This window comes from Streptomyces sp. NPDC051921, from assembly GCF_040680975.1.
Classification (GTDB): domain Bacteria; phylum Actinomycetota; class Actinomycetes; order Streptomycetales; family Streptomycetaceae; genus Streptomyces.
On sequence record NZ_JBFAXU010000019.1, the window covers coordinates 113,586 to 138,657 of the forward strand.

Annotated in this window: 25 protein-coding genes; 13 read left to right on the forward strand and 12 right to left on the reverse strand. The window is 73.6% G+C overall.

Features of this window, described 5'->3' with window-relative positions:
- The first annotated feature begins 56 nt into the window (after positions 1 to 56).
- Positions 57 to 212 (forward strand): hypothetical protein, encoded by a 156-nt coding sequence (locus AB0M16_RS24560; RefSeq protein WP_365346351.1) that lies wholly within the window; start codon positions 57 to 59, stop codon positions 210 to 212.
- Here the strand turns inward: AB0M16_RS24560 and AB0M16_RS24565 are convergent.
- Entirely contained in the window at positions 188 to 958 is a 771-nt protein-coding gene (locus AB0M16_RS24565) for a metallophosphoesterase (RefSeq protein ID WP_365346353.1), read from the reverse strand. The genes AB0M16_RS24560 and AB0M16_RS24565 overlap by 25 nt on opposite strands.
- A 176-nt stretch (positions 959 to 1,134) precedes the next feature.
- On the opposite strand from AB0M16_RS24565, the gene AB0M16_RS24570 reads away from it, so the two are divergent.
- Positions 1,135 to 1,830: an RraA family protein gene (locus AB0M16_RS24570; protein WP_365346355.1), complete on the forward strand. Its 696-nt coding sequence runs from the start codon at positions 1,135 to 1,137 to the stop codon at positions 1,828 to 1,830.
- A gap of 44 nt (positions 1,831 to 1,874) precedes the next feature.
- On the opposite strand, the gene AB0M16_RS24575 is transcribed toward AB0M16_RS24570, so the two are convergent.
- Together AB0M16_RS24575 and AB0M16_RS24580 are read right to left on the reverse strand one after the other, a co-directional pair.
- Complete coding sequence (locus AB0M16_RS24575) at positions 1,875 to 2,318, reverse strand: OsmC family protein (RefSeq protein ID WP_365346357.1); 444 nt, start codon at positions 2,316 to 2,318, stop codon at positions 1,875 to 1,877.
- Between the two features lie 61 nt (positions 2,319 to 2,379).
- Positions 2,380 to 3,141, reverse strand: coding sequence for a type 1 glutamine amidotransferase (locus AB0M16_RS24580; RefSeq protein WP_365346359.1), 762 nt, complete (start codon positions 3,139 to 3,141; stop codon positions 2,380 to 2,382).
- Positions 3,142 to 3,409: 268 nt separating this feature from the next.
- Here AB0M16_RS24580 and AB0M16_RS24585 point away from each other — a divergent pair, with 268 nt between their 5' ends.
- Positions 3,410 to 3,790, forward strand: a complete 381-nt coding sequence (locus AB0M16_RS24585; protein WP_365346361.1) for a hypothetical protein — start codon at positions 3,410 to 3,412, stop codon at positions 3,788 to 3,790.
- Positions 3,791 to 4,079: 289 nt separating this feature from the next.
- On the opposite strand, the gene AB0M16_RS24590 is transcribed toward AB0M16_RS24585, so the two are convergent.
- The 3 genes from AB0M16_RS24590 to AB0M16_RS24600 form a co-directional block, all read right to left on the reverse strand.
- Complete coding sequence (locus tag AB0M16_RS24590; protein ID WP_365346363.1) at positions 4,080 to 4,541, reverse strand: hypothetical protein; 462 nt, start codon at positions 4,539 to 4,541, stop codon at positions 4,080 to 4,082.
- Positions 4,542 to 4,548: 7 nt separating this feature from the next.
- Complete coding sequence (locus AB0M16_RS24595) at positions 4,549 to 5,052, reverse strand: hypothetical protein (RefSeq protein ID WP_365346365.1); 504 nt, start codon at positions 5,050 to 5,052, stop codon at positions 4,549 to 4,551.
- Between the two features lie 106 nt (positions 5,053 to 5,158).
- Positions 5,159 to 6,040 (reverse strand): NAD(P)-binding domain-containing protein, encoded by an 882-nt coding sequence (locus tag AB0M16_RS24600; RefSeq protein WP_365346367.1) that lies wholly within the window; start codon positions 6,038 to 6,040, stop codon positions 5,159 to 5,161.
- Here AB0M16_RS24600 and AB0M16_RS24605 point away from each other — a divergent pair.
- The 8 genes from AB0M16_RS24605 to AB0M16_RS24640 all read left to right on the forward strand — a co-directional run bounded on the left by AB0M16_RS24605 (position 6,039) and on the right by AB0M16_RS24640 (position 14,738).
- Positions 6,039 to 8,405: a molybdopterin cofactor-binding domain-containing protein gene (locus AB0M16_RS24605; RefSeq protein WP_365346369.1), complete on the forward strand. Its 2,367-nt coding sequence runs from the start codon at positions 6,039 to 6,041 to the stop codon at positions 8,403 to 8,405. The genes AB0M16_RS24600 and AB0M16_RS24605 overlap by 2 nt on opposite strands.
- Before the next feature lie 33 nt (positions 8,406 to 8,438).
- Positions 8,439 to 8,918: a (2Fe-2S)-binding protein gene (locus tag AB0M16_RS24610; RefSeq protein ID WP_365346371.1), complete on the forward strand. Its 480-nt coding sequence runs from the start codon at positions 8,439 to 8,441 to the stop codon at positions 8,916 to 8,918.
- 45 nt (positions 8,919 to 8,963) lie between these two features.
- Positions 8,964 to 9,536 carry a dihydrofolate reductase family protein gene (locus AB0M16_RS24615; protein ID WP_365346373.1) on the forward strand — a complete coding sequence of 191 codons (573 nt, stop codon included), beginning with the start codon at positions 8,964 to 8,966 and terminating at the stop codon, positions 9,534 to 9,536.
- A gap of 112 nt (positions 9,537 to 9,648) precedes the next feature.
- Positions 9,649 to 10,305, forward strand: coding sequence for a maleylpyruvate isomerase N-terminal domain-containing protein (locus AB0M16_RS24620; RefSeq protein ID WP_365346375.1), 657 nt, complete (start codon positions 9,649 to 9,651; stop codon positions 10,303 to 10,305).
- A gap of 211 nt (positions 10,306 to 10,516) precedes the next feature.
- Positions 10,517 to 11,548 (forward strand): alpha/beta hydrolase, encoded by a 1,032-nt coding sequence (locus tag AB0M16_RS24625; RefSeq protein WP_365346377.1) that lies wholly within the window; start codon positions 10,517 to 10,519, stop codon positions 11,546 to 11,548.
- A complete protein-coding gene (locus AB0M16_RS24630) occupies positions 11,541 to 12,707 on the forward strand; it encodes an acyltransferase (RefSeq protein ID WP_365346379.1) in 1,167 nt (388 codons plus the stop codon). The genes AB0M16_RS24625 and AB0M16_RS24630 overlap by 8 nt, the downstream gene beginning before the upstream one ends.
- Positions 12,700 to 14,052: a sensor histidine kinase gene (locus tag AB0M16_RS24635; RefSeq protein ID WP_365346381.1), complete on the forward strand. Its 1,353-nt coding sequence runs from the start codon at positions 12,700 to 12,702 to the stop codon at positions 14,050 to 14,052. Before AB0M16_RS24630 ends, AB0M16_RS24635 begins: the two co-directional genes overlap by 8 nt.
- Positions 14,049 to 14,738, forward strand: a complete 690-nt coding sequence (locus tag AB0M16_RS24640) for a response regulator transcription factor (protein WP_365346382.1) — start codon at positions 14,049 to 14,051, stop codon at positions 14,736 to 14,738. The genes AB0M16_RS24635 and AB0M16_RS24640 overlap by 4 nt, the downstream gene beginning before the upstream one ends.
- A 76-nt stretch (positions 14,739 to 14,814) precedes the next feature.
- On the opposite strand, the gene AB0M16_RS24645 is transcribed toward AB0M16_RS24640, so the two are convergent.
- From AB0M16_RS24645 to AB0M16_RS24655, 3 genes are all read right to left on the reverse strand, one after another.
- A complete protein-coding gene (locus AB0M16_RS24645; RefSeq protein WP_365346384.1) occupies positions 14,815 to 15,624 on the reverse strand; it encodes a hypothetical protein in 810 nt (269 codons plus the stop codon).
- On the reverse strand, positions 15,624 to 16,916 hold the full coding sequence (locus tag AB0M16_RS24650; protein ID WP_365346385.1) for a VWA domain-containing protein: 1,293 nt from the start codon (positions 16,914 to 16,916) through the stop codon (positions 15,624 to 15,626). The genes AB0M16_RS24645 and AB0M16_RS24650 overlap by 1 nt, the downstream gene beginning before the upstream one ends.
- A gap of 66 nt (positions 16,917 to 16,982) precedes the next feature.
- On the reverse strand, positions 16,983 to 17,582 hold the full coding sequence (locus tag AB0M16_RS24655) for a hypothetical protein (protein ID WP_365346387.1): 600 nt from the start codon (positions 17,580 to 17,582) through the stop codon (positions 16,983 to 16,985).
- A gap of 162 nt (positions 17,583 to 17,744) precedes the next feature.
- On the opposite strand from AB0M16_RS24655, the gene AB0M16_RS24660 reads away from it, so the two are divergent.
- Complete coding sequence (locus AB0M16_RS24660; protein WP_365346389.1) at positions 17,745 to 18,503, forward strand: GntR family transcriptional regulator; 759 nt, start codon at positions 17,745 to 17,747, stop codon at positions 18,501 to 18,503.
- A 135-nt stretch (positions 18,504 to 18,638) separates the two neighbouring features.
- On the opposite strand, the gene AB0M16_RS24665 is transcribed toward AB0M16_RS24660, so the two are convergent.
- Positions 18,639 to 19,520, reverse strand: coding sequence for a winged helix-turn-helix transcriptional regulator (locus AB0M16_RS24665; RefSeq protein ID WP_365346484.1), 882 nt, complete (start codon positions 19,518 to 19,520; stop codon positions 18,639 to 18,641).
- Between the two features lie 140 nt (positions 19,521 to 19,660).
- Between AB0M16_RS24665 and AB0M16_RS24670 the strand changes: the two genes are divergently transcribed.
- Positions 19,661 to 20,917, forward strand: a complete 1,257-nt coding sequence (locus tag AB0M16_RS24670) for an MFS transporter (protein ID WP_365346391.1) — start codon at positions 19,661 to 19,663, stop codon at positions 20,915 to 20,917.
- A gap of 165 nt (positions 20,918 to 21,082) precedes the next feature.
- On the opposite strand, the gene AB0M16_RS24675 is transcribed toward AB0M16_RS24670, so the two are convergent.
- Together AB0M16_RS24675 and AB0M16_RS24680 are read right to left on the reverse strand one after the other, a co-directional pair.
- Positions 21,083 to 21,799, reverse strand: coding sequence for a flavodoxin family protein (locus AB0M16_RS24675; protein ID WP_365346392.1), 717 nt, complete (start codon positions 21,797 to 21,799; stop codon positions 21,083 to 21,085).
- A 334-nt stretch (positions 21,800 to 22,133) separates the two neighbouring features.
- Positions 22,134 to 25,070 carry an FtsX-like permease family protein gene (locus AB0M16_RS24680; RefSeq protein WP_365346394.1) on the reverse strand — a complete coding sequence of 979 codons (2,937 nt, stop codon included), beginning with the start codon at positions 25,068 to 25,070 and terminating at the stop codon, positions 22,134 to 22,136.
- Positions 25,071 to 25,072 lie beyond the last annotated feature (2 nt).

Genomic DNA, 25,072 nt, shown 5'->3' on the forward strand with positions numbered 1-25,072 from the left:
CGTTCAACGCGTCTGGCGGGGTGGAGCCGCACAGCCTGCGAGCGAGGGCTACGGGGATGGCTCGGGGTGGGCAGCGGGCGCTCGGCCGCTTCCGCGTCGACGGCGACTCCCGCGGCGCCGTCGTGCTGTTCTTCTTCTACGGCGATCCCGACATCGGCAACGCGTACGTCATGGAGCGCCCGGCGGCTCAGGCGGTCGGCACGCTCCGGTAGTGGGTCGTCAGGCGCCCGTCGTCCGTGAGCAGGTGGAAGGCGAGCGACGGGGCCATCTCGTCGCGGTAGACGTAGTCCTGGGGGTCGCCGCTCTGCTCCCAGGGCAGCTTCGACATCGACACCACACCCGGCGCCACCAGGACCGGGCGGTCGGCGAAGCGCGTGGCCGTGGCGGTGTGGGTGTGTCCGCACAGCAGGGCCGTGACCGAGGGGTGACGGCGGACCAGGGCCGCCAGCCGGTCCTCGCCGAACTGGCGGATGCCGTCCACGAAGGGGATGCCGAGCGTCGTCGGCGGGTGGTGGAAGCCGACGAGCACCGGCGTGCCCTCCGGCGTCCGCGCCAGTTCCGCCTCCAGCCAGTCGAGCGTCACGTCCTCCAGGAAGCCCTCGTCCTTCCCCGGGACCGAGGAGTCGCACAGCGCCAGGACGAAGCCGTCCCCGCGCAGCACCTGGTTCACCGGCGCCTCCGGGGCCGGCGGTTCCGTGCCGAGCAGGACCCGTCGGAACGTGTCCCGGCGGTCGTGGTTGCCGGGGCAGGCGAGCACCGGGTGGCGGGAGCTCAGGACGTTCTCCCTGACCCACGCGTACTCGGACTCCTCGCCGTTGTCGGCGACGTCACCCGTGACGATCACCGCGTCGAAGTCGTACGCGAGCGAGTCCAGGAAGTCCATGGCGGCCCGCGCCCGACGCCTGCTGCGCGGTGCGGCGTCGATGTGGATGTCACTGAGGTGCGCGATCACGATCACGGTCTGGCTCCCCTTCGCCGTCCCCGTCGGCTTCTTTCCTGCTTCGATTCCGTCCGGGCGGAACGTATCGCGGGCCGCGACGCCCGCGCACGGGCCAATTGCCGCTGATTGGCCCTTTTCTGACGTTCCGACCGGGATAGCATCCGGACCGCCCCACCCGTTCGAAGGGAGCAGTCATGCTCAAGCGGTTCGCCGAGCTCTCCACCCCCCTGATCGCCGACGCCTGCGTACGGCTCGGGGAACCGCTGCGGGCCGCGCCCGCCGGCATCGTGCCCGTGCTGCCCGGCCGGCGCCTCGCCGGGCGGGTGCTCCCGGTACGCCACTACGGCAGCGTCGACGTGTTCCTGGAGGCCTTCACCACCCACGCCGCCGTCGGCGACGTGCTCGTCATCGACAACGAGGGGCGCCGCGACGAGGCGTGCGTCGGTGACCTCGCCGTTCTGGAGGCCGAGGCCGCCGGGCTCGCGGGCCTCGTCGTCTGGGGACTGCACCGCGACACGCCCGACCTGGTCGAGATCGGACTGCCGGTCTTCTCGTACGGGGCCCGCGCGCCCGGTCCCGTGCGCCTCGACCCGCGGGGGCCCGAGGCGCTCCGCACCGCGCGGTTCGGCGAGCACGTCGTCGGCGCCGCCGACGTGGTGTTCGCCGACGACGACGGTGTCCTGTTCGTGGCGGCCGACCGCGTGGCCGCCGTCCTCGACACCGCCGAGGGCATCTTCCGCACCGAGCGGAGCCAGGCCCGGCGGATCAGGGCGGGGGACACCCTGCGCGACCAGACCCGCTTCGACGAGTACCTGGAACTGCGCGCCCAGGACCCCGAGTACACCTTCCGGCGCCACTTGCGCCGGATCGGTGGCGCCATCGAGGAGTGAGCGGGGCCCCGGTCCCGGCGTCCCGGCGACGCACGGGCGCGCTGTCAGCCACCGGCGCGGAAGCCGGTCGTCCCGTCCGGCAGCACCGCCTCGACCTCGGCCCCGTGCTCGACGGTGCGGCTCACCGTGCAGTACTTCTCGTGCGTGAGCCGCACCCCGCGGGCGAACACCTCGGCCGCCCGCGGATTGCTGTCGGGCAGCTCGAACTCGTAACTCACCTTGATCCGCCCGATCCGGCCGTCGTCCTCGGGACCCGCGACGCCCTCCACCACGATGCGCAGGTCGTCGTGGTCGACAGCCCGCGCCGTGCGGTCGATCACCAGGCCCCCGCAGCCGCCCATCGCCGCGAGCAGCAGCTCGACGGGCGTGAACGACGGCTGCGCGTCCGCGTCGTCGGCAGCGGCGATCCGCACCTCCGCGCCCCGGTCGTTACGGGCGATCCAGGTGCGGTAACCCGTGCGGACGGTCTCGATGCGGTAGTCGGACATGACGGCACTGCTCCTCAAGGGGACGGCGTGCGCACGCGAGCGCGTACGCACCCTCATCCCATCACCCCCGCGCGACCGGCGTGCGCACGGGCACGCCCTCCCGCACCGTGGCGGCCCATGCCTCCGCCACGGCTCCCCACACCGTCCGCAGCAGCGGCTCCGCATCCCGTACGGAGTCGACGGCGACGTCCGGGTCGCCGCCCTCGGCCCGGATCCGGGCACCGTCCGCCACCGCCCAGTCCGCGATCGTGTCGGACAGGGCCTCCGGGTGGAACTGCACGCCCCACGCCCTCGCGCCCACGCGGAAGGCCTGGTATGCGCAGTGGTCACCGGTCAGCAGGAGCGCCGCCCCGGGCGGCAGCCGCTCGACGTCGTCCCAGTGCCACTGCGCCGCCAGGGCGCCCTCCGGTACCGCGCCGAGCACCGGATCCCCGTCGGCGGCGGGCAGCCGGCGCAGCGGTACGGCGCCGAGCTCGGCGCCCCGGGCGGCGCGCGGCGCGACCGCGCCGCCCAGCGCGTGCGCCATGAGCTGGGCGCCGAGGCAGATGCCCAGGAGCGGGACCCGGACGTCGACGGCCTCCCGTATCAGCGCCCTGACCCGCGGCAGCCACGGTGCGGCGGTGTCGTCCTCGCAGTTGGGCGAGCCACCGAGGACGATCAGCCCGGCCCAGCCCTCCAGGGACGCGGGCAGCGCCTCGCCCTGCCACGGGTGGCAGGGCCGCGGGTCGACGCCCGCCGCGCGCAGCCGTTCGGCGACCAGACCGGGCCCGGCGTCGGCCTCGTGCTGGACCACCAGGACGGGGAATGCGGAATGGTTCGTCACGGGCGTACGGCCTCCCGGGCTGAGGGGAACGGGGGTGGTGCGCTGCTGCGTCACCCCCGAGGGTCCCTGAAGAATCGATTCAGCGGAACCTGTCGGAGGCTGCGCCCGCCCCGGACGTCCGCGCGCCGCCCGAACACGCAGACGCCCACGTCACGGACAAGGACCGGCGGCTTCGCCGCCGACCACCCGTGGAGCTGAGTACCCGCGACGCGGGGAACTGAGTACGGCGTCCGATGCCCGCGCCCCGCCCCGCTGGTGAACTGGTGTCATGACCGACGACACCACGCGCCCCCGCCCCCTTCGGCAGGTCACGGCGACCGCCACCGCCACCGGTACGGCGCTCGCCGTGGCGCTGCTGCCGGTCGTGGTCGGCGCGCTGCTGGCCCGCACGGTGGGCGGCGACCCGACGGCGTCCGTCAACGCGCTGATCGCGGGCGGCGGCCAGCGGGCCCGGCTCTCCCGCACCCACCTGCGGGACTGCGGCGGCCGGGCCGTGGCGCGGGCGCGCGGAGCGTGGGATCAGTCCGCGCTGCGGGCCGTCAGGAAGCCCTGCGGGGTCGCCTCCCTCGTGCCGGGCTCCCGCACCAGGCGCGCCGTCACCGTGAAGCCGGCGTCGGTCAGCAGCGAGGCGACCCGCTCGGCCGGGTAGCAGTAGACATCCAGGTCGACCTCGTGCCCGTACGCCTCCGCCAGGCGGACCCGCTCGTCACCCACCTTGAAGGCCACGAGCAGCGGGCGGGCCGGGCTCGGCCTGGCGTACGCGAAGGACGCCGCGCGGCGTGTGACCGGCGGTGCGTACGAGGGGACGCTCCCGGAGCCGGAGTTGCCGGCACGCCGGTTGCGGCGGGCCGGGGTGGAAGCGGTGGCGGGGCGGGCGTAGCGGCTGCCCGCCCACCCCGAGGGCACGGTGACGTCCCGGAGCCCAGTGTCGGACCGCGTCACTCGACGACCTCGACCTCCGCGGGCTTGGGGAACGGCAGCATGGCCCAGCCTTCGGTCCACCCGAGCCGTCGGCGCTCGCCCGGTTCGGCCCGGAGGATCCGGGGGATGCGGTACTCCCACCACCGGGGCGGCTCCTCGCTCCGGTCCGGCCAGGCGATCGTGGCCGTACGGAACCGGGCGTCCAGCGCGTCGAGCTCAGGGCGTCGCAGCTCACGCACGCGGGGTGGCAGCAACGGCCAGACCCGGGCCAGCGCGTCCCGGCACCAGGTGTCGTTGTCCAGCTCCGGAGCGCACCACGCGTAGCCCTCCTCCACTTCGGACACGACGTCTCGCCATGCCGAGAACAGCAAGGCGAGCGTCCACTCTTGTCCGCCCGCACCGTGCGGGGTGACAGCGGTGAGGGCGGCGCGAACTCCCGCGCACTCCTCGGCGGTCAGGTCGCCGGATGTCCCGGACACCGGCGCCTCACTCCCCGTCCGTGGGCGGGTCGAAGCGCAGCCCGTTCTCGTCGAGGGCGTTGAAGACCGTCACGTCGCGCGGCCCGAAGGCGAAGGTGATGTCGACGCAGCCCTTGGCGAGGTCCGGCACCTGGGGCTGCCCCTGCCACTCGCGCAGCTCCGCCGAAGCGAGGGCGAGGCCCCGCAGGGCCCGCAGCGCAGGGAAGGGCTCCGGGCGCCAGCGCAGAGCGGTGAAGCCGGGCCACAGGACCGGGCCCGCGGGATCGATGGTGTTCCAGGTCAGCGACAGGTCGTCGAACTTGTGGTGGTTGATCTCCACCTGCTCACCGGCGAAGTCGAACAGCACCGGGCAGTCCGGGAACCACTCGTCGTCCTCCTCGTCCCAGACGAGCCAGACGCGCGTCAGCGTCCGGCCGGACAGGCCGCCCAGCCGCGCCGCGTGTGCCTGGGCGGCCTCGTCGAGACCGGTCGACCACACGGGCCGGTAGCCGGCCACACCGAAATCGAACATGGGGTGATCGTGTCAGAACCCCGAGGCCCTGGCCCCGGGATTTCGCACCGCCCGGGGCGCGGGCTTCCGCGGACCGTCGCCGGGGGAGGGGAAGCGGCGCGCTCCGTCAGCCCCGGAAGGCCGCCGGGCGCTCGGGGGAGGCCGCCGCGAGGGCCGCGGTCACGGCGGCCACGCCGGCGCGGAGGCCGTAGACCGGGGTGTCGGGCTGCTGGCGCCAGGACTCGTCGAGGCCGCCCGCGTCGACGGTGTCGAAGCCGAGCTCGTCGATGAGGGCGCGGACCGTCTTCTTCGCCACCTCGTCGTCGCCCGCCACCGGCAGCGCGATCCGCTGGGGATCGCCGGCCGGCCGGGGGCGGTCCAGAATGTCCGCCGCGTACGTGCCGTTGAAGGCCTTGACGACCGGGTGGCCGAGGTGACGCTCGGTCCAGCGGCTCTCCGTCAGCCCGTCGTCCTCGATGCCCGCGATGCGGCCGTCGCGCTCACGCGGGTAGTAGTTGTTGGTGTCGATGACGGCGAAGCCCGCCGCGGCCCCGTCGAGGAGACCGGCCGGCAGGTCGGGGACGGCCTTCAGCGGGATCGTCACGATCACGATCTCCGCGCCGCGCGCGGCCTCCGTGACCGGGACCGGGGTCGCGCCGGTCTCCTCGGCCAGGGCGGTCAAGGTCTGCGGCCCCCGCGAGTTGGCGACGGACACCTCGTGACCGAGCGCGGTGAGCCGACGGGTGAGATTGCCGCCGATGTTGCCTGCCCCGATGATGCCGATCTTCATCGTCGTTCCTTCCGAGCAGAGCGAGCGGCGGCGCGGATCGCCGTCACGGCAGTGGCCAACCGGCCCCGCCGAGGCGCTATTCCCCGCCCCCGTGAGGACTTGGCGCGACCGGGGTGAAGGCCGGGCCTTTCCACCCCCGTGACGGAGCCGTCCGGATGATGATCCACTTACCTCATCCGGGCCACACCCGGGGCCACACGTCGAAAGGGCAGCGCCCATGGAAGCGCAGGACCGCGCCGCACGCCACGAGCAGGAGGCCGAGCCGCCGCGTCGTATCGGCCGGCGCCGATTCCTCGGCTACGTACTCGCGGGGCCGACCCTCACGGTCGCCGCGCGCATCGGCGAGGACGCCCTCGCCCCCGGCGTGGCGGCGGCCGCCGTCCCCGCCGCCGCGCCGGCCGTCATCCCGTCCCTCCCCGGACCCGCCGAGATCCTCGACCTCAACGACCTGCTCACCTCCGCCGCCCTGCCCACGGCGAACCTCGTCACCATCCGCATCGACCCCGACGGCACCGCCCACTTCGCGCTGCCCCGCGCCGAGGTCGGCCAGGGCATCACCACCTCCACCGCGATGATCATCGCCGAGGAGCTCGACCTCCCGCTCGACCGGATCAAGGTGACGCTCGCCGACGCCCGCCCCGAGCTGCTCTTCAACCAGCTCACCGGCGGCTCCAACACCACCATCTCCACCTTCACCCCGATCCGGGTCGCCGCCGCCGTCGCCCGCGGCCGGCTGCTGCGCGCCGCCGCCCTGGAACTCGGCGAGGCCGTCGGCACTCTCACGGCCAAGGCCGGCGTCATCACCTCGGCCGCCGGCATCCGCCTCACCTACGGCGAACTCGCCGCCAAGGCTGCCGCGTTCACCGACACCCAGGTCGCCGTCACCCTCAAGGACCCCGACGACTTCCAGATCATCGGCACCGCCCGGAGCCGTGTCGACGCCCTTGCCGCGGTGACCGGACGGAAGACGTTCGCCATGGACGTCCAGGTGCCGGGCGCCCTGCCCACCATGGTCTGCCGCCCGCCCACGATCAACGGCACCGTCCGCTCCGTCGACAACCTGGCCGAGGTCAGGGCCCTGCCCGGCATCACCGACGTCGCCACCGTCTCCACGGGGGTCGCCGTCCGCGGCCGGACCTTCGGCCAGTGCATCGACGCCGTCCGCGCCCTCAAGGTCACCTGGGGCCCCGGCACGGCAGAAGGCGCCTCCGACGCGACCGTGCTCCAGAAGCTGCGCGCCGCGGAACTGCCCCTCGTCGTACCGCCGCTCGACCTCCTCACCAAGGCCGTCGACGCCCGCTTCACCTTCCACTTCGCCAGCAACGGCGCCCTGGAGACCAACTGCGCCGTCGCCGATGTCCGGCCCGGCTCAGCCGAGATCTGGGCCAGCCTCAAGTCGCCGATCGTCGCCCAGGAGAAGATCGCCCTTCAGCTCGGCCTGCCGCCCACCGCCGTGAAGGTCCATGTGACCGAGGGCGGTGGATCGTTCGGCCGCAAGCTGTTCCACGACGCCGCCGGCGAGGCCGCCGAGATCTCGAAGGCCATGGGCAAGCCCGTACGGCTCATGTGGCACCGCACCGACGACTTCCGGCAGGGCCGTACGCACCCCATGTCGACCTCCCGGGTCCGCGCCACCTACGCGCTCGGCGAGGTCCTCACCTACGAGCAGCGGCACACCTCCGTCGCCACCGACTTCAGCCACGGCGTCGGTGAGATCATCACCTCCGAGGCCGCCAAGCTCCCGGTCGCCGACCTCACGTTCTCCGAGACGATGTTCACGCTCACGCAGCAGAGCCCGTACCACTTCGGGGTCACGACTCAGCTCCTCAACGAGGTCGACCACGGCTTCAACACCGGCTCCATGCGCGGCATCTACTCGCCCAACGTGCGCTGTGCCCAGGAGCTCGTCGTCGACGAGCTCGCCCGGAAGACGGGCCAGGACGCCCTCGCCTTCCGCCGCCGCCACCTCAAGGACGAGCGAGCCCGCGCCGTCCTCGACAAGGTCGCCGACGTCGGCCGCTGGGGACGGACGATGGCGCCCGGCACCGCGCAGGGCATCGCCCTCCACCCCGAGTACCACTCCTTCGTCGCCGTCCTCGCCGAGATCGACTGCCGCCCGGAGACCACCGGCCGGAAGATCCGCGACGCGTACACCGGCCCGCGCGTCACCAAGATCGTGTGCGCCGTCGACGTCGGCCTCGCCGTCAACCCGCGCGGCCTGGAGGCCCAGATGATGGGCGGCATCATCGACGGCATCGCCCTCACCCTCACCTCCGGCCTCCACCTCAAGGACGGGCGCTTCCTGGAGAGCAGCTGGGACAACTACTTCTACACGCGGCAGTGGAACACCCCGCCCGAGCTGGAGATCGTCGTCATGCCGTCCACGGGCGACGAGCCCGGCGGCGCGGGCGAACTGGCCGTCGCCGCCTCCATGGCCGCCGTCGCCTGCGCGTACGGGCGGGCCACCGGCACCGTGCCGACGACGTTCCCCGTCAACCACGCCATGCCGCTGCCCTTCACCCCACTGCCCGCCGTCCCGCCCATCCCCGCCTCTCCCACCGACGGCCGCGACCGCGCCCTCTGAGCCCCCGGGCCGACCACAGATTCAGGAGCCACCGTGCCCCAGCACACCTTCATCCTCAACGGCAAGGCCGTCACCGCCGAGGTCGAGGACGACGTCCGGCTGCTCTGGGTACTCCGGGACGTCCTCGGCGTCACCGGACCCAAGTACGGCTGCGGCGTCGGCGTCTGCCAGGCGTGTACGAGCCACCTGAACGGAAAGGCGTTCACACCCTGCTCCGTTCCGGTGAAGGACCTCGCGGACACCGACGAGGTCACCACCATCGAGGGCCTGCCCGCGACCGTCGGCAGGGAACTGCACCCGATGCAGGAGGCCTGGCTGGACATCGACGTCGCCCAGTGCGGCTACTGCCAGCCCGGCCAGATCATGACCGCCGTGGCGGCCGTGCGGCGCGCCCACGAGGCCGGCCGGGAGGTCGACGAGGCCGACCTCGACCAGATCCGCAACATCTGCCGCTGCGGGACCTATAACCGTATCCGTGAGGCCATCAAGGAGGGCGCCCGCCGCATGGGGTGAGCCGGCCCGCCGGGCGGTCTCCGTCGACGAGAGGGAGCGCCGCCCATGCCCGGAAAGATCGTCCTCTTCATGTCCGTCTCCCTCGACGGCTACATCGAGGCGGAGGGGCACGACATCAGCTGGCACCGGGTCGACGAGGACCTGCACCGGCACTTCAACGAGGAACTCGCGGCGATGGGCCGCTTCGTCAGCGGCCGCCGCACCCACATGCTGATGGTGGACTACTGGCCGGCCGTCGGCGCCGACCCGGACAGCACGCCCGTCGAGCGGGAGTTCGCCGAGATCTGGCGGTCGACCCCGAAGACCGTCTACTCCACGACGCTGGAGCGTGCCGACTGGAACACCACCGTCGTGTCCCGGGTGGACCCCGACGAGGTCCGCGCCCTCGCGGCCGCCTCCGACGGCGACCTCGCCCTCAGCGGCGCGACGCTCGTCCACGCGTTCCGTGAACGGGATCTGATCGACGCCTACCAGATCTACGTGCACCCGGTCGTCGTCGGCCGGGGCACGCCCCTCTTCGCCCCCACCGACACCCAGGTCGGACTGCGCCTCGACCGCACCCGGAGCTTCTCCAACGGGGTCGTGCTGCTGCGCTACGAGCGCGAGGGCCGGCCCTGACCGGCCCCCGGCGGGGCGGCCGGCGCGACGTCGGCCGGCGCGTGTGCGCAGACGGTCGGGCCGGGCGGCCGGAACCCGTCGGTCGGCCCGTCCGGCTTGGTAGCTTGCGGACGTGGACGACTTCTCACGTTCGTGGACCGCACTGCGCGAGGCCGTCGCCGGCCTCGCCGACGAGGACTTCGCCCGGCCGTCGGGCTGCACCGGCTGGCTCGTACGCGACCTGGTCTGCCACCTCGTCATCGACGCCCAGGACGTCCTGATCACCCTCGCGACCCCCGCCGACACACCCCCGACACGCGACGCCGCGACCTATTGGGACGTCGCCGACGCACCGCCGACCGGCGACGACCCGCTCGACGCCCTGACCGTGCGGCTGGCCGCCGCGTACGAGGACCCGGGACTGCTGCGGTTCCACCTCGACGACCTCGGCTCCGCCGCCGGGCGCGCCGCCGTGCTCGCCGACCCGGGGCTCGCGGTCGGAACGCGCGGCGAGGTGCTCACGGCCGCCGACTACCTCGACGCCTACGTCCTGGAGTGGACCTTGCACCACCTGGACCTCGTGGCGCACCTGCCCGGTGCGCCACGACCGCCCGCGCGGACGCTGGCCACCGCGCGCGGACTCCTGGACCGCATCTCCGGCACGCCCTTCCCGGCCGCGCTGTCCGACACCGACGCGCTGCTCGTGGGCACCGGCCGCCGCACACCGACCCCCGCCGAACGGACCGCCCTGTCCGGGACGGGCGTACGGATCCCGCTCTCGCTCGGCTGACCGGGGCGGTCGCGCCGCGGGCGGCCCTTCCCGCGGGGGGTCGCAAGCAGCGCTCACGGCGGTCCCGCGGGCCCCGGGCCCGGCGGCGGGGACCGACTACCCGTCATACCTGAGAGCTACCAACGAGGTTGGCTCCCCGGTGGGACGCCGACCACAAGGCACCCTTCATACCGTCCGTACCGGAACGAACCCCGGTACGGAAGGACCCCCCATGGCGCCCCTCGCGCGCGGCGACCGCCGCGCACCCGCCCCCGTTCGCCCGCGTCGCCGGCGGCGCACCGGTCGGCTCCGGCGGACCCTGCTCGCCGCGCTCGTCACCGCCGCCGTGGCGGTGCCGGTCGCGGGAGCCGCCCGGCCGGCGGAGGTCCCCGCGCCCGCACCCCCGGGCATCGGGCGGCTGACCTCCGCCGAGCCCACGGCGCTCGCCGGGGAGCTCGCCGCACGGTACGCGGCGAACCGGGAGGCGCTGCGGGCGGCCGAGGGGACGGCCGACAGCCACGGCGCCCGCCGCCGGGCCGCCTCGCTGCGCGAGATGGCCGCACCCGAGCGCCAGTTCCTCTCCTTCGACGGGCGCGACGGCGGACGCAGCGCCGAGGTCGTCGGGGACCTGGCCCGCGCCGAGCGGATCGCGGTGCTCGTGCCCGGCGCCGACACCGGACTCGACAGCTACGGGCGCCTCCGCGCCGGCGCGGTCGCCCTGCAGAAGGCCCTGCAGCAGGGGGCCTACGCCCGTACCGCCGTCATCGCCTGGCTCGGCTACCGCACCCCGGGCACCGGCAGTGCCGCCTCCCTCACCCCCGGCCGCGCCGAACAGGCCGCGCCCGCACTCCGCTCCCTCGTCCAGGAGCTGAGCGCGGTCCGGCCCGGCGCCCGGATCACCCTGCTCGGGCATTCCTACGGCTCCGTGGTGTGCGCCCTGGCCGCCACCCGAACGCCCGTCGCCGCCGTCGTCCTCTACGGCAGCCCCGGTACCGGCTTCGACACCGCCGCCGACCTGCGCACCACCGCCTCCGTCTGGGCCGGACGGGCCACCGGCGACTGGGTGGCCGAAGTGCCCCACGTCCGCGTCCCGCTGCCGGGCGGAACCGAACTCGGCTTCGGCACCGACCCCGTGGACCCGCGCTTCGGCGCCCGCCGGTTCGCCGCGGGCGCCGGCGGTCACAGCGACTACCTCGTCCCCGGCTCCCCGTCCCTGCGCAACCTCGCCCGGATCGTCGACGGACAGGAGCCGGACCGTGCGTGAACTCGCCCACCGCTTAGCCGCCGCCACCCCGCCCGGCCGTGACCGCGCCCTCGACGCGCTGCGCGCCTTCGCCATCCTCGGTGTGGTCCTCGGCCACTGGCTCGTCACCGCCGTCGTCGTCGACAGCGGCACCCTGCGCGTGGAGAGCCCGCTCGGCCACCTGCCCGAACTCACCCCGGTCTCCTGGGTGTTCCAGACCCTCGCGGTGTTCTTCCTCGTCGGCGGGTACGTGGCCGCCCGCGGTCACACGGCCGCCCGCGCCCGCGGCGAGGGCCACGGCCGGTGGATCGCCTCCCGGCTCGCCAGGCTCTTCCGGCCGGTCCTCCCGCTTGCGGGCGTGTGGCTCCTCGCGTCGGCCGTCATGCTCGGCTGCGGGGTGCCCTGGCCGAGCCTGTACACCCTCGGCAAGCTCGTGCTGTCCCCGCTGTGGTTCCTGCTCGTCCTCGCCGCGCTCACCGCCGCCACCCCGCTCGTCGCCCGCGTCCACCCGCTGTGGCCGCTCGCCGTCGTCCTCCACGTCGACCTGATCCGCTTCGGCTTCGACGGACCGCAGTGGCCGGCCTGGCTCAACCTGCCGGCCGGGTGGCTCGTCCCGTACTGCCTCGGCACCCTCCTCGCCCGCCGCGGCCCGCTCGCTCCGGCCGCCGCCTGGACCCTGCTCCTCGGCGGCGCCGCCGCGACCGGCCTCCTCGTGGCCTTCGCCGGCTACCCGGGCTCCATGGTCGGAGTCCCCGGCGCGCCGGTCTCCAACCTCAACCCGCCCACGCTCGCCGCCGTCACCTTCGGCCTCGCCCAGTGCGGCGGAGCGATCCTGCTGCTCGGTCCGCTCCGCCACGCGCTGCGGCGTCCCCTCGCCTGGGCGGCGGTGGCCCTGCTCAACCTGGGTGCGATGACCGTGTTCCTCTGGCACCAGACCGCGATGATCGCCGTCACCGCCGGGGGACTCCTCACCGCCGACCTCCTCGGCCACGCCCCGCTCACCGGGCTGCACAGCGTCCCGGACGGCTACGCCTGGGTCCTCGCCCGGCTCGGCTGGCTGCCCCTCTTCGCCGGCGCGCTGCTGATCTGCGGCGCCGCCTTCCACGCGCACGAACGCACGAGCACGGCCCGTGCGCCGAAACCGCGGCCCGGCAGAAGGACGGAGACACGACGTGCCTAGGCTGTGGCAGGAGAACGAACACACCAGCGGGGGGAGCACGGTGGGCGACACGGCGAGGTGGGAGAGCGCCCTGCGCGCGGTCCCCGGCATCCTGCGCGCCGACCTGCGGCCGGGGCGCCGCGACCCACTGCCCCGCCACCGCCATCTCGGCCGTCTCGCCCACGGCCACCTCGTGCTGTTCTGCGTCCTCATGGGCATCTGGGACCAGAACCACTACGAGAGCTTCATGGATCCCGCCACGGGTGCGGTCTCCCTGCTCGTCGTCCTCCAGAGCGCCGCGCCCGTCCTGGCACTCAGCAGGCCCGCCGCCGCCCTGTGGATCTCCTCGGCCGCGCTCACCCTGACCGCCGGGCTGACCTCCGCGGTGTTCGGCGTGGCCTGGCCCTGGAGCGTGCCGGCCGTCGCGCTGCACACCCTGGTGCTCCTCCTGCTGTCCCTGCGGGTGCGCCCCGCCGCCGCCGTCGCCGCCCTCGGGATCTCGCTGCTCACCGGGATCGGCGCCGTCGGCCCGCACGACGTCCCGCAACTGCTGACGCTTCCTCACGGCGCCGTCTCCTTCGCCATGGCCACCGTCCTGGGCTGCTCCCTGCGCGCCACCCGTGTCTCGCGCACCCGCCTCGTCGAACAGGAGGAGCTCACCGCCGGGGAGCGCGCCCGCCGCGCCCTCCTGGAGGAGCGCGGGCGGATCGCCCGGGAGCTCCACGACGTCGTCGCCCACCACATGTCCGTCATCTCGATCCAGGCCCAGGTCGCCCCGCACCTCGTCGCTGACCCGTCCCCGGAGCTCCGCGAGAACCTGGCCGGCATCCGGCAGAACGCCGTCGACGCCCTCACCGAACTCCGCCGCGTCCTCGGTGTGCTGCGCGGCGACGGAGCGGAGGGCGACGCGGCCGCGGGCGTACGGCACGCGCCCCAGCCCACTCTCGACGGGCTCGACGAACTCCTCGCCAACGTCCGCGCGGCCGGTCTCGACGTGAACGTCGAGACCGAGGGCGAGCCCCGGCCGCTCTCCCCGGGCACCGAACTGTCCGCGTACCGCATCGTGCAGGAGGCCCTGAGCAACGCCATGCGCCACGCGCCCGGCGCCCGGGCGACGGTGCGGACCCACTACCACCACGGCGGACTGACCGTGCGGATCACCAACACCGCCGCCACCCGGCCCGCCGGGTCCGTGACGGCCGGGCCCGCGCGGGAGCCCGGGCACGGCCTGCTCGGCATGCGCGAGCGCACCGCCATGCTCGGCGGCGAACTCGCCGCGGGAGCGACCCCCGACGGCGGCTGGGAGATCACCGCCACCCTGCCCGCCCCCCTCCCCACCCAGCCCCGAGCGAAGGACGGTTCATGAGCGACGCCGACAGCGGCGAGAACATCAGGGTGCTCATCGCGGACGACCAGGTCATGGTGCGGCAGGGCTTCACGGTCCTGCTGAACGCCGAACCCGGCATCCAGGTCGTCGGCCAGGCCGTGGACGGCGCCGACGCGATCGCCAAGGCGGCCGAACTCGCCCCCGACGTGGTCCTGATGGACATCCGCATGCCCGGCACCGGCGGCATCGAGGCCACCCGCGTCCTCACCGCCCCCGCCGACGCCACCGTCAGGGTGCTCGTCCTCACCACCTTCGACCTGGACGAGTACGTGTACGAGGCGCTGCGCGCGGGCGCCGCCGGCTTCCTGCTCAAGGACGCGTCCGCCGAGGAACTCGCCCAGGCGGTACGGGTCGTGGCCCGCGGCGACGCGCTGCTCGCGCCCCATGTCACCAAGCGCCTGATCGCGGAGTTCTCCCGGCTCAGCGTCGCGCCCCGGGCTCCGCTGATGGACCGGCTCGGCGCCCTGACCGAGCGCGAGACCGAGGTCCTCACGCTCATCGCCCACGGCCTGTCGAACGCGGAGATCGCCGACCGGCTCGTCGTCGCCGAGCAGACCGTGAAGACGTACGTGAGCCGCATCCTCACCAAACTGGCGCTGCGCGACCGCACCCAGGCCGCCGTCCACGCGTACGAGACGGGTCTGGTCCGGCCCGGCGGACGGTGACGGCCGGACCGGGAACGGCCCCGGCCCCCGCCGGCAGCGCGGCGGGGGCCGGGGTGTCCGGAGAAGCGATCCGGGGTCAGACGGCGGGCGGGACGCGCGAGGGGCGGCCCGCGCCGCGCGTCAGGACGTAGCCGCCGACGCCCGCGAGGGCGGCGAGCACCCCGCCCGCGGCGGTCCACAGCCAGCGGTCGGACCACCAGCCCGAGGACCAGCCGTCCTCGGGCGCGCGGGCCTCCACCGTCTCGGGGGTGGTGGCGCCGGGCACCAGCGGCACGGCGAGGGCGCCGTCCGTGGCGTACGCCCCGCCCGTGTCGCGTGAGGTCGCCCCTATCCGCGCCGAGAACGGCTGGCCCGAGTCCTCCTCGGGCAGCCCGGTCACGGTCAGCCGGACGAAGTAGCTGCCCGGCAGCGGATCGTTCGACCAGGTGTCCGCGGCGGCCCGTACAGGGCGCAGCGTGCACGCCAGTTCCACGGTCGTCGCCTCCTTGGCCGCGAGCCGCGACTGCATGCCGTACATGCACGGCTGACGGCGGCGCAGTCCGTCGTACACGTCGATCCGCCACGCGGACGAGCCGTGCCGCAGAGCCGCGTCCGGCAGCGTGACGCTCGCGGTGACCGTCGGCCGCTCACCGGTGTCGGCGGGGAACACCCAGTACAGGTAGTCACCCGTGGAGGCCTGCGCGGTGGCCTGCTGCCCCTGCTTGAAGAAGGCGGCGGTACGGAAGGACGTGCCGGCCTCGGTCGGCCCGGCCTCCGACGCGGCGCCGCTCGCGCTGCCGCTCGGCGTGGGGGTCGCCGAGTCGGCGAGGCCGGCCGGCGCGGCCGGGCCGAGCAGGGCGGCGCCGGCGAGCGCGGCGGCCGCGAGCATCGTGCGTACGGTACGCATCAGTGGGTCCTCCAGACAGCGACGCGCCAGCGGGACAGCCAGCCCCAGATCAGGCCGCCGAGGAAGCCGGCGAGCACCAGGACGCCGAGCAGCCACCAGCCGCGGCCGAGGCCGAAGGAGGCCACGTCCGAGGCGGAGCCGGGGCCGTCGACGACGTCGATCGCGAGCTCGACCGGCATGCCGGGGGTGGTCTTCACCGACGGGGCAGCGGAGAACGAGTTGCTGACCTGGAGACAGACCGTCTCGGCGGCGCTCCTGGTGTCGTCGTCGAGGGCGTCCTGGTCGTCCTTCTTCGGGTAGCGCAGACCCGTCGAGATCACGTCGGTGCGTCCGTCGCCCGCCTCCGAGCCGCGGACGATCTCCCGCCCGTGCGTGGTGACGGCCCGCAGCAGCACCCCGTAGTCGTCGTTGACGGCACGGTCGGCGGAGACGCTCACCGAGGCGCGCAGCTCCTGGCCCGGCAGGACGTCGACCCGGTACCAGCGGTGCTGTCCGAAGACCTGCCGGTCGGTGTAGAGGCCCGGCTTGAGCTGCGGGGCGCCCGCGCAGCGCGCGGCGCCCTCGGTGGCGATCGGCGTGACGACCGGATCGGCCGCGCGGTCGACCAGTTGCCGTACGCGGCCGGACAGCTCCTCGGTGCGGTGCACGGAGGTGTAGGTGCCGCCGGTCGCCTCGGCGATGCACATCAGCTGACGGCGGGTCTTGACGTCCGGGACGAGGCCGAGGGTGTCGATGACCAGGTGGATGCCCTGCGCGGCGATGTCGCGCGCGACCTCGCACGGGTCGAGCGGGGCGCAGGTGTCCTCGCCGTCCGTGATGAGCACGATCCGCTTGGTGGCCTCGCCGCCCTTGAGGTCCTCGGCCGCGCCGAGCAGCGCCGGGCCTATCGGGGTCCAGCCGGTGGGGGCGAGGGTGGCGACGGCGGTCTTGGCCTCCGTGCGGTCCAGCGGGCCGACGGGGTAGAGCTGCCGCGTGTCCTTGCAGCCGCGCTTGCGGTCCTGGCCCGGGTAGTCGGCGCCGAGGGTGCGGATGCCGAGCCGCACCTCCTGCGGGACCGCGTCCAGCACCTCGTTGAAGGCCTGCTTGGCGGCCGCCATGCGGGACTGTCCGTCGATGTCGCGGGCGCGCATCGAGCCGCTGACGTCGAGCACCAGCTCGACCTTGGGCGACTCCTTCGCGGAGTCCGTGGCCGCCGGTCCGTCGTCTGCGGCTGCGCTGGTCGGGAGGAGCCCGACGGTCAGGGCGGCGAGCAGCGCGCAGGCCCCGGTCGCCAGCCGTTTTCTCGTGATCATCGGAGGATCGTAGGGATGATCCTCCGAAAACCAAAACCGGGTCCGCCGGGGGCTCCTGAGCGCGGCTCAGGACTGGCTGTTGAGGAAGCCGATGAAGGTCGCGCCCCACCAGCCGACCTGGCTCACGCCGGCGGCGGCACCGGAGCGGACGAGCAGTCGGCGGGGCACGTCGCCGTGCTCCCGGAAGCGCTCCAGGAGCTGACCGAGGCGGTGGGCGTAGAGGCCGTTGAGGGTCACGGCGAGGACGAGGCCGAGCTTGACCAGGGTGAGCGGGGAGCCGAGCTCGGGGTGGAGCAGGAGCCCCGAGACCGTCAGGCCGCCCATTCCCGCCCAGATGGGGGTCTGCAGTGCGGCCGCCGTGTCCAGGACTCCCGCGAGAGGTCGGCGGCCGGTGAGCCACAGCAGTGCGAGCCAGTCGACCGCGAGGACCGAGCCGAGCCCGGCGACCATGCTCACCACGTGCAGGAACCGGGCCACGGTCTGGAGCGCGGCGTCCGCGTGCACGTGGCCGGCGGTCCAGCAGGAGGCCGCCAGCACGCCGGCGGCGAGCACGCCGGCGAGGGTGAGGAGCCAGCCGGGCGTGAGGTCCTGGAACGGCTCCTCACGGACTGTCGCGTCCGCGGCGACGGTGGCGGTGCGGGGCGGACGCGGCAGGGCTCTCGGCATGTCTCGTTTCTTTCGAGTTGGCGCGAAGTAGAGGTTAGGTAAGGCGAAGCTAAGTGCCTCCTGTGTTCACGTCAAGTGGATCGTGACGGGCGTCCCACGCCCTGGGACGCGGTGCTCCCGCCCAGGTGGCATACCGTGAGGTGATCGACACCGGGAGGACAGATGACCGGGACACGGGAGGCAGACTCCGCCTCGCCCGCCCAGGGGGGCGGCTGGCTCCGCGACCAGGTCTGCGAAGGGCTGCGCGACCGCATCATCACGGGACGGCTCAAGCCGGGGGACCGGCTGGTCGAACGGGACGTCGCGGAGGACTTCGGCGTCTCCCGCGTCCCCGTGCGCGAGGCCATCCGCATCCTCATCGGCGAGGGCTTCCTCCAGGCCGTCTCCCAGCGCCGGATCGTCGTCCGCGAGATGACCCGGCAGGACGTCGAGAACCTCTTCGACATGCGCGAGGCGCTGGAGGTCCTCGCCGTCCGTCGCGCCTCCGAGCGCCGCACCACGGCCGAGCTCGACGCCCTGGCCCGGCTGCTCAAGGAGGCCCGCGCCGCCACCGACGCGGGCGGCCCCGAACGCCTCTCGCGCGCCAACGCCGCCTTCCACGCCCAGATCGTGCGCATGTCGCGCAACGAGCTCCTCGTCACCACCCTCGAATCTCTGGAGGGCCGACTGCGCTGGCTGTTCCAGCAGGTCGACGAGCCGGGGCCGCTCTGGGAGGAGCACCGGCTGCTGTACGAGGCGATCGGCGCGGGCGACGCGAACGCGGCCGAGAACCTGGCCCTGCACCACGTGCGGTACTACCGCGAGGTGGCGATGCGGCTCCTCTTCGACGACCTCGAAGCCTCCGACGACCTCGCGGGCTCCGAGGCCTCCGAGGGCTCCGAGGCCTCCGAGGGCCGGGGGACGCCCTCCCGATCCGCCTGATCGGGACCGCATCGGGAAGGACGGGCCCCGCCGGCGCCGGGCACCGTCCCTCAGCGGTGCCCGGCTTTCGGCAAGACGGATCCCGGATGCCCCGATGGGCAGGGGGAGGGGCGGGCAGAGGCCCGCGGGGTGACGTCAGTCCTCCGCTGCCAGGCGCCGCACCTCCGTCAGCGCTTCGTCCACCGCCGCCGGGATGTCCGTCACCGGGAAGCGCGCGTGCCGCACCACGCGGTCGCGGTCCACCACCAGGACGGCCCGCTTCAGCCGCAGCAGCTGCCCGGCGCGGAAGGTGGGCAGTCGCAGGGCGGCGGCGAGGCGCAGGTCGACGTCCGAGAGGAGAGTGAAGGGTATGCCCTCCTCGACCGCGAACACCCGCTGCTCGTCGGGGCGTTGGGTGCTGACGCCGCGCACCTCCGCGCCCGCCGCGCGGAAGTCCTCGTACGCGTCCCGGAAGAGCCGGTTCTCCAGCGTGCAGCCGACGGTGCCGGGGATGCCCGACCAGCCGTCCGGCAGGGGGCCGGGGGTCCCGGTCGCCGGATAGCAGAACAGGACGGTGGCGGCGGCGCCGGTCACCGGGTCCACCGGCACGCCGTCCCGGTGACCTGGAAGCTCCAGGCGCGGCAGCCGCTCGCCCGCCAGGCCGGCGACGCGCCGCGCCTCCGCGCTCGCCTCGTCGGCGGTGCCGCTGAGCGAGCCGTCGCCGAAGACCCAGCGGTCCGCCCAGTCCTGCATCGACAGCAGTACCGGCAGCAGTCCCTGACCGCTCTCCGTCAGTCGGTACTCGTGCCGCACCGGCCTGTCCTGGTAAGGGACCTTCTCCAGGACCCCCGTCTCCACCAGGTGCGCCAGGCGCTCGGTGAGCACCTTCCGGGAGATGCCCAGCTCCTCCTGGAGCGCGTCGAACCGATGGTGCCCGCGCGCGGTCTCCCGGATCAGGAGCAGGCTCCACCAGTCGCCGACCACCGTCGCCGCATGCGCGATCGCGCACGCCGCGTCCCGCTCGGGCACCGACCTCATCACCGCGTCTCCACTCCTCCGCCGCACGGCGGCCGCTCCTCGGGACCATCTTGCGCCATCAGGTCGGTTCCCGATAGAAACTCACCCGGAACGAGTGAGTTCCCAAAAGAGACTAACGAGACCCAGGGGGTGGGCGCCGTATGAGCGGAACACGAGCGATCCCGGAGCACGACCGACGCGACGACGAGCAGGAGACCTCGCCGCCGGGCGTCTTCTGGCGCTTCTGGGCCGCCGCGACCGTCAGCGGCGCGGGCACCGCCGTCACCGCCCTCGCCCTGCCCCTCGTCGCCCTCACCGTCCTCGACGCCACCGCCTTCGAGGTCGCCCTGCTCGCCGCCGCCGGGCAGATCTCCTGGCTGCTGCTCAGCCTCCCGGCGGGCGTCGTCGCCCAGCGCGTGCCGCTGCGCCGGCTCCAGGTCGCGCTCGACCTCGTACGGTTCGCGGCGCTCGGATCGCTGCCGCTCGCCTGGTGGCTCGGCACCCTCACGTATCCGCACCTGCTGTTCGCGGCGCTCGTCACCGGCGCGGCGACGGTGCTGTTCGACATCGGCAACTCGACCTTCCTGCCCGCCGTCGTCCCGGCCCGGCAGCTGGCCGCCCGCAACAGCGTCATGTCCGGCACGCATGCCGTCACCGACACCGGCGGCCCCTCCCTCGGCGGCGTCCTGATCGGCGCGACCGGCCCGGTCGGCGCGCTCGTCGTGGACGCCGCCAGCTACCTGGCCTCCGCCGTGCTCCTGCGCACCCTCCCCGAGAGCCGCCCCGCGCCCCGCACCGGCGAGAGCGCGCTCCGGCTGATGCGCGAGGGCTGGCGTTACGTCACCGGGCACCCGGTCATGCGGCCCTGCATGATCTGGGCGACCGCCGCCAACTTCCTCAACGCGGCCCTCGTGGCCCTCACCCCCCTCTACCTGGTCCGCGAGGCCGGCCTCGATTCCGTACAGCTCGGCCTCGTCCTCGCCATGGACGGGGTCGGCGCCCTCGCCGGCGCAGCCGTCGCGGTCCGGGTCACCACCCGCCTCGGTACCGCGCGGGGCGTCATCGCGGCCGACCTGGCCGGCGGCGCGCTGCTCCTGCTCGCCCCGCTGACCACGTCGGCGGGGGACGCGTACTGGTTCGCCCTGGGCAACGCGGGCTTCGCCTTCGGTACCGTCATCGGCTCGATCACCACCCGCACCTACCGGCAGACCCAGTCGCCCCCGGAGCTGCTGTCCCGCGTGATGGCCACGGTCCGCTTCGTCTCCTGGGGCGCGCTGCCGCTCGGTGCGCTCACCGCCGGCCTCCTCGCCACCTTCGCCGGCGCCCACGCCGCTCTCTGGACCGTCTGCGCCGCCGCCTTCCTGCCCCCGCTCTACCTCTTCTCCACCAAGGTGGGCCGCCACCGCGACCTCATCTGACGCCCTGGCGCCACACCCCGTCAGATCGGTGGCGGGGGTTCATGCGGCCACCAGGACGATCCCGAGCACGCAGGACCTGTCCGGTGAAGGTGCGCCAGGCCGCACGACGGACCAGGTTGATCGGGAGCTGGCTCCCACCGGACCTCCGACCGTTCCGGCCCGCACTCAGCGGTGCTCGGGGTTCTCGAAGTCGAACCGGCAGCCGGCGTCCCACTCGGAGCGCTGGTTGCCGTACGCCGGGATGCCGCCGGCGTCCTTGAGCATGCGGGCCAGGTGGAGCTGATTCCAGGTCATGAGCGTGGCGTTGCGGTTGGTGAAGTCGTTCTCCGGCCCACCCGAGCCCTCGTCGAGGTACGAAGGGCCGGGTCCGGCCGGGCCGACCCAGCCGGCGTCCGCCTGCGGCGGGATCACGTAGCCCAGGTGCTGCAGACTGTAGATCACGTTCATCGCGCAGTGCTTGGCGCCGTCCTCGTTGCCGGTGATCAGGCAGCCGCCGACCCGTCCGTAGTACGCGTACTGCCCGTGCTCGTTAAGGATCGACGAGCAGGCGTACAGGCGCTCGATCACCTGCTTCATGACCGAGGAGTTGTCTCCCAGCCAGACAGGTCCAGCCAGGGTGAGGATGTCCGCGGCCATCACCTTCGAGTAGATGACGGGCCACTCGTCGGTCTCCCACCCGTGCTCCGTCATGTCCGGCCAGACACCGGTCGCGAGGTCGATGTCCACTGCCCTGAGCACCTCGACCTGCACGCCCTGGCGCTCCATGATCCCGGTGCTGATGTCGATCAGCCCCTGGGTGTGGCTCCGCTCCGGCGACCGCTTGAGGGTGCAGTTGATCACGAGGGCGCGGAGATCACGGTAGGACGTGCCGGTGTCGGTCATCGATGCGTCCCCTTGCGGACGAGTGGGTGGTCGGGCGGCGCAACACCCGGGTGCCGACCTCGACAGGACCCCGGGTTGGTCCGGCCGAGAATCCCGTCCACTGTCTCGCCCCGTCGGGCGGAATGATCCAGCGCCGCGCCCACGGTCACGGAGTCGGCCGCACGATCACCCGCATGGCCCCGCACCGATGACATGTGTCCCGGAATGAGCTCGGTGGAACACTCTGGCACGCGACGCGCTGGACGCCGTCGCGACGTCCCGTGGCGGCACGGGACGTCGAACCGTCGGAGGCGCTGCTGCCAGGTCGTCACCCATGGGTGCGAGCGGGTGTCCTTCATTCGGTGACCCGGACCGCGAGGGCCGGGCGGATGGCGGCCGCGCGGCGGGCCGGTCCGATCGTGGCCAGGAGCGAGGCGGCGAAGGTGGCGGCGGCCAGGCCGCAGATGCTGGTCCATTCGACCGGGAAGCCTCCTTCGAGGCCTTCGAACGCGGCGCTGTTGCTGTACATCAGCCAGGTGGTGAGGACGCCGAGGAGGGATCCGAGGACGATTCCCTCCACGGCGATGAAGGTGCTCTCCCAGAGGAACGACCGTTGGACGGTCCGGGCCCGGAAGCCGAGGGCCCGCAGGATGCCGATGGTCCGGCGGCGTTCGCGTACGGCTCGGACCATGACGACGCCGAGGCCGGTGATGCCCACGCCGAGGCCCAGGGCGAGGAAGCCCTGCATGAGGCGGAAGAAGGCGGTGCTGGAGTCGAACTGCCGGCGGATGTCCGACTCGATGGGCGTGGCGACCAGGCTGGACGACAGCTGCTCGCCCTGGAGTCGGGTCGCCAACGCGTCGGAGGAGGTTCCGGGACTGGTTCTCACCAGTGCGGAGGCGTTCTGTGCCTGGGCGCCGAAGAGCTCGCGCGTCGCCTGCTCGCTGAGCACCACGGGGTACGTGGTCGAACTGGCCCCCGTACCCGGGTAGAAGACCAAGCCGTTGCTGAGCACGCCGGCGATGACCTTCTGTTCGCTGCGGCCGGTCCGGGGATCGGTCAGGGTGAGGGTGTCGCCGGGGTCGTAGTAGTCGCCGGCCGGGCCGCCGGTGCTGCCGAAGAAGTTGTCGAGGACGACGTAGCGGGGGTCGGAGGCCAGAGCCCGCCACACGGCGGGGTCGTCCGCCAGGCCGGGCAGCCGCTCGCGGAAGGTGATGCCGGTGATCGCGCCGTCGGGCACTCCGACGGCGGCTATGTCGAGGGGCTGGGTGCTGCGGTTCCCCGGGTCGGTGGCCCGGCCCGTGGCGTTGATCAGCGGTGTCACGGCGGAGATCCCGGCAGCCGAGGGACCGGCCCGCAGTTCGGCGGCGAGTCGGTCGCCGGCGACCTGCGGGTTGTAGTCGAGCCGCAGGGAGTATCCGGCGGTGGCGTCGGCGACGACTCCGTCGACGCCGGCGCGGAGGATGCCCGAGATCTCCGTCAGCAGCACGAGGACGAACACGATCAGGGTGTACATGACCAGCGTCGCGCCGGTCCTGAAACGTTTGGCCAGGGGGTACGCGACCGCGAGGCGGGCGGCCAGACCGCCCTCCGTCGGGCGCTGGAGGAGTCGCCGTACGGGGCGGAGCAGCGTTTTCTGGTTGTCGCTGACGAGCACCACCGCGGAGAAGGCGGCCAGGGCGCCCTGGATGACGTACACGGACATCGAGGGGGTGTCGAAGATCCGCGGGCGGATGACGGGTGCCAGGAGCGTCCAGGTCAGAACGGTTCCCGCGACCAGGGTGGTGACCGTGTGACGGGGGAGGACGCGCAGCAGCGCCGGAGTGGCGAAGGCGAGGGCGAGCGCCGGCATGAGGTACGTGGCGTCGGGCTGGCTGCGTGCCACGGCCGGAACGGACGCGAACGCGCACAGGACCGCCAGGGCGGTGGAGACCGCGAGCAGACGGCGGCGCGGCCGCTGACCGGGCGTCGTCGGGAGGTCGCGGATGGCCGCGATGATGTTGAACCTGCTGATGCGCACGCTGGTCGCGAGGATCGCGGCGAAGGCGATGAGCAGACCCATGGCCAGTCCGTTGAGGACGCTGGTGGGGGTGACGTCGAACGCGATGCGGATGCTGCTTCCGCCGACCGACCAGCCCTGGAAGATCTGCGCGGCCACCACGGCGACGCCCCAGCCGACGGCGACCCCGATGGCCGCTCCCGGCAGGGCGGACAGCAGTGCGTACGTCGCCCCTTCGAGGGTGAAGGACCCGACCAGCCGCGAGCGCTTCATCCCCACCGCCCGCACCATGCCCATCTGGGACTTCCGCTCCTCGCCGAGCATCACGAAGATGTTCACCAGGAGCAGGGCACCTGCGATGATGCTGAAGCTGCCGATCATGAGGAACAGGGCGCCGAGGGAGTCCCCGGCCTGTTTCGCGTCCCGCAGGACCGTGTGCTTCGGCGTCTCGATCGCCGTCTGGCCGGCGAGCGGGCCCAGCGCCTTCCGGATGTCGGCGGTCACGCGGTCGGAGAGGGCCTCGCCGCCTTCGACGCCGCCGCGGTTGGACACGAAGGTGACCGAGCGCGGCTCCGCACCGGCGATCCGGGCGGCGGAGTCCAGGGCCCCCGGTGGCAGGAAGACGTCGCGGTTCAGCCTGCCGCCCAGCCCCACACCGGCCAGACCCTGTTCCGGCACCACACGCTCGACCCGGTAGCTCTGCGGCGTCCCGAACAGATACACCGTGATCGCATCCCCGGCTCCCACGCTCAGCGACCGGGCCAGCGGCTCGTTGACCACGACCTGCCCGGGCTTCGGGTTCGGTCCGCCGAGACCGGGGTCTCCGCCCGCTGAGCCGAAGCGCGATGCCTTGTCGAAGTCCATCTGCCAGGCCAGGACACGCGGTTCGGCGGCCATGCGGTCATCGGCGGTGCTGACGGCCGATGCCTGGGTTGCCCGGGCGTTCAGGACTCCGTCGACGTCTGGACTTCCCGCCAGGCCCGCCAGCCGTTCGGCGACGGCGCGCCCGGTCGGCCCCGGGGGTGCGACGACGCGTTCGTCCACCGGCCCGAGGGTGCGGTACGCCTCCTGCCGTACGGAGAAGTTCAGGGTGTCGCCGACGACCAGGGCCCCGATGACGATGGCCGTTCCGAGCATCGATCCACCGATCACCAGCGCCGCCTCGGTGCGCCGGCGGGCGACCTGCCGGAAGGCCAGCCGCCGTGACACCGGCTGCCGGACGGCGACCAGCACCAGGGCCGCGAGGGAGAGCGCCAGGGCGATGAGCAGCGGGACGAGGAGGTTCGGGTACATGG

Bases quoted from the DNA above. Each gene is read 5' to 3' on its own strand.
- AB0M16_RS24560 (WP_365346351.1), top strand. From the start codon at position 57: ATGGCTCGGGGTGGGCAGCGGGCGCTCGGCCGCTTCCGCGTCGACGGC.
- AB0M16_RS24570 (WP_365346355.1), top strand. From the start codon at position 1,135: ATGCTCAAGCGGTTCGCCGAGCTCTCCACCCCCCTGATCGCCGACGCC.
- AB0M16_RS24575 (WP_365346357.1), bottom strand. From the start codon at position 2,318: ATGTCCGACTACCGCATCGAGACCGTCCGCACGGGTTACCGCACCTGG.
- AB0M16_RS24585 (WP_365346361.1), top strand. From the start codon at position 3,410: ATGACCGACGACACCACGCGCCCCCGCCCCCTTCGGCAGGTCACGGCG.
- AB0M16_RS24595 (WP_365346365.1), bottom strand. From the start codon at position 5,052: ATGTTCGATTTCGGTGTGGCCGGCTACCGGCCCGTGTGGTCGACCGGT.
- AB0M16_RS24605 (WP_365346369.1), top strand. From the start codon at position 6,039: ATGGAAGCGCAGGACCGCGCCGCACGCCACGAGCAGGAGGCCGAGCCG.
- AB0M16_RS24600 (WP_365346367.1), bottom strand. From the start codon at position 6,040: ATGGGCGCTGCCCTTTCGACGTGTGGCCCCGGGTGTGGCCCGGATGAG.
- AB0M16_RS24615 (WP_365346373.1), top strand. From the start codon at position 8,964: ATGCCCGGAAAGATCGTCCTCTTCATGTCCGTCTCCCTCGACGGCTAC.
- AB0M16_RS24625 (WP_365346377.1), top strand. From the start codon at position 10,517: ATGGCGCCCCTCGCGCGCGGCGACCGCCGCGCACCCGCCCCCGTTCGC.
- AB0M16_RS24640 (WP_365346382.1), top strand. From the start codon at position 14,049: ATGAGCGACGCCGACAGCGGCGAGAACATCAGGGTGCTCATCGCGGAC.
- AB0M16_RS24645 (WP_365346384.1), bottom strand. From the start codon at position 15,624: ATGCGTACCGTACGCACGATGCTCGCGGCCGCCGCGCTCGCCGGCGCC.
- AB0M16_RS24650 (WP_365346385.1), bottom strand. From the start codon at position 16,916: ATGATCACGAGAAAACGGCTGGCGACCGGGGCCTGCGCGCTGCTCGCC.
- AB0M16_RS24655 (WP_365346387.1), bottom strand. From the start codon at position 17,582: ATGCCGAGAGCCCTGCCGCGTCCGCCCCGCACCGCCACCGTCGCCGCG.
- AB0M16_RS24660 (WP_365346389.1), top strand. From the start codon at position 17,745: ATGACCGGGACACGGGAGGCAGACTCCGCCTCGCCCGCCCAGGGGGGC.
- AB0M16_RS24665 (WP_365346484.1), bottom strand. From the start codon at position 19,520: ATGAGGTCGGTGCCCGAGCGGGACGCGGCGTGCGCGATCGCGCATGCG.
- AB0M16_RS24670 (WP_365346391.1), top strand. From the start codon at position 19,661: ATGAGCGGAACACGAGCGATCCCGGAGCACGACCGACGCGACGACGAG.
- AB0M16_RS24675 (WP_365346392.1), bottom strand. From the start codon at position 21,799: ATGACCGACACCGGCACGTCCTACCGTGATCTCCGCGCCCTCGTGATC.
- AB0M16_RS24680 (WP_365346394.1), bottom strand. From the start codon at position 25,070: ATGTACCCGAACCTCCTCGTCCCGCTGCTCATCGCCCTGGCGCTCTCC.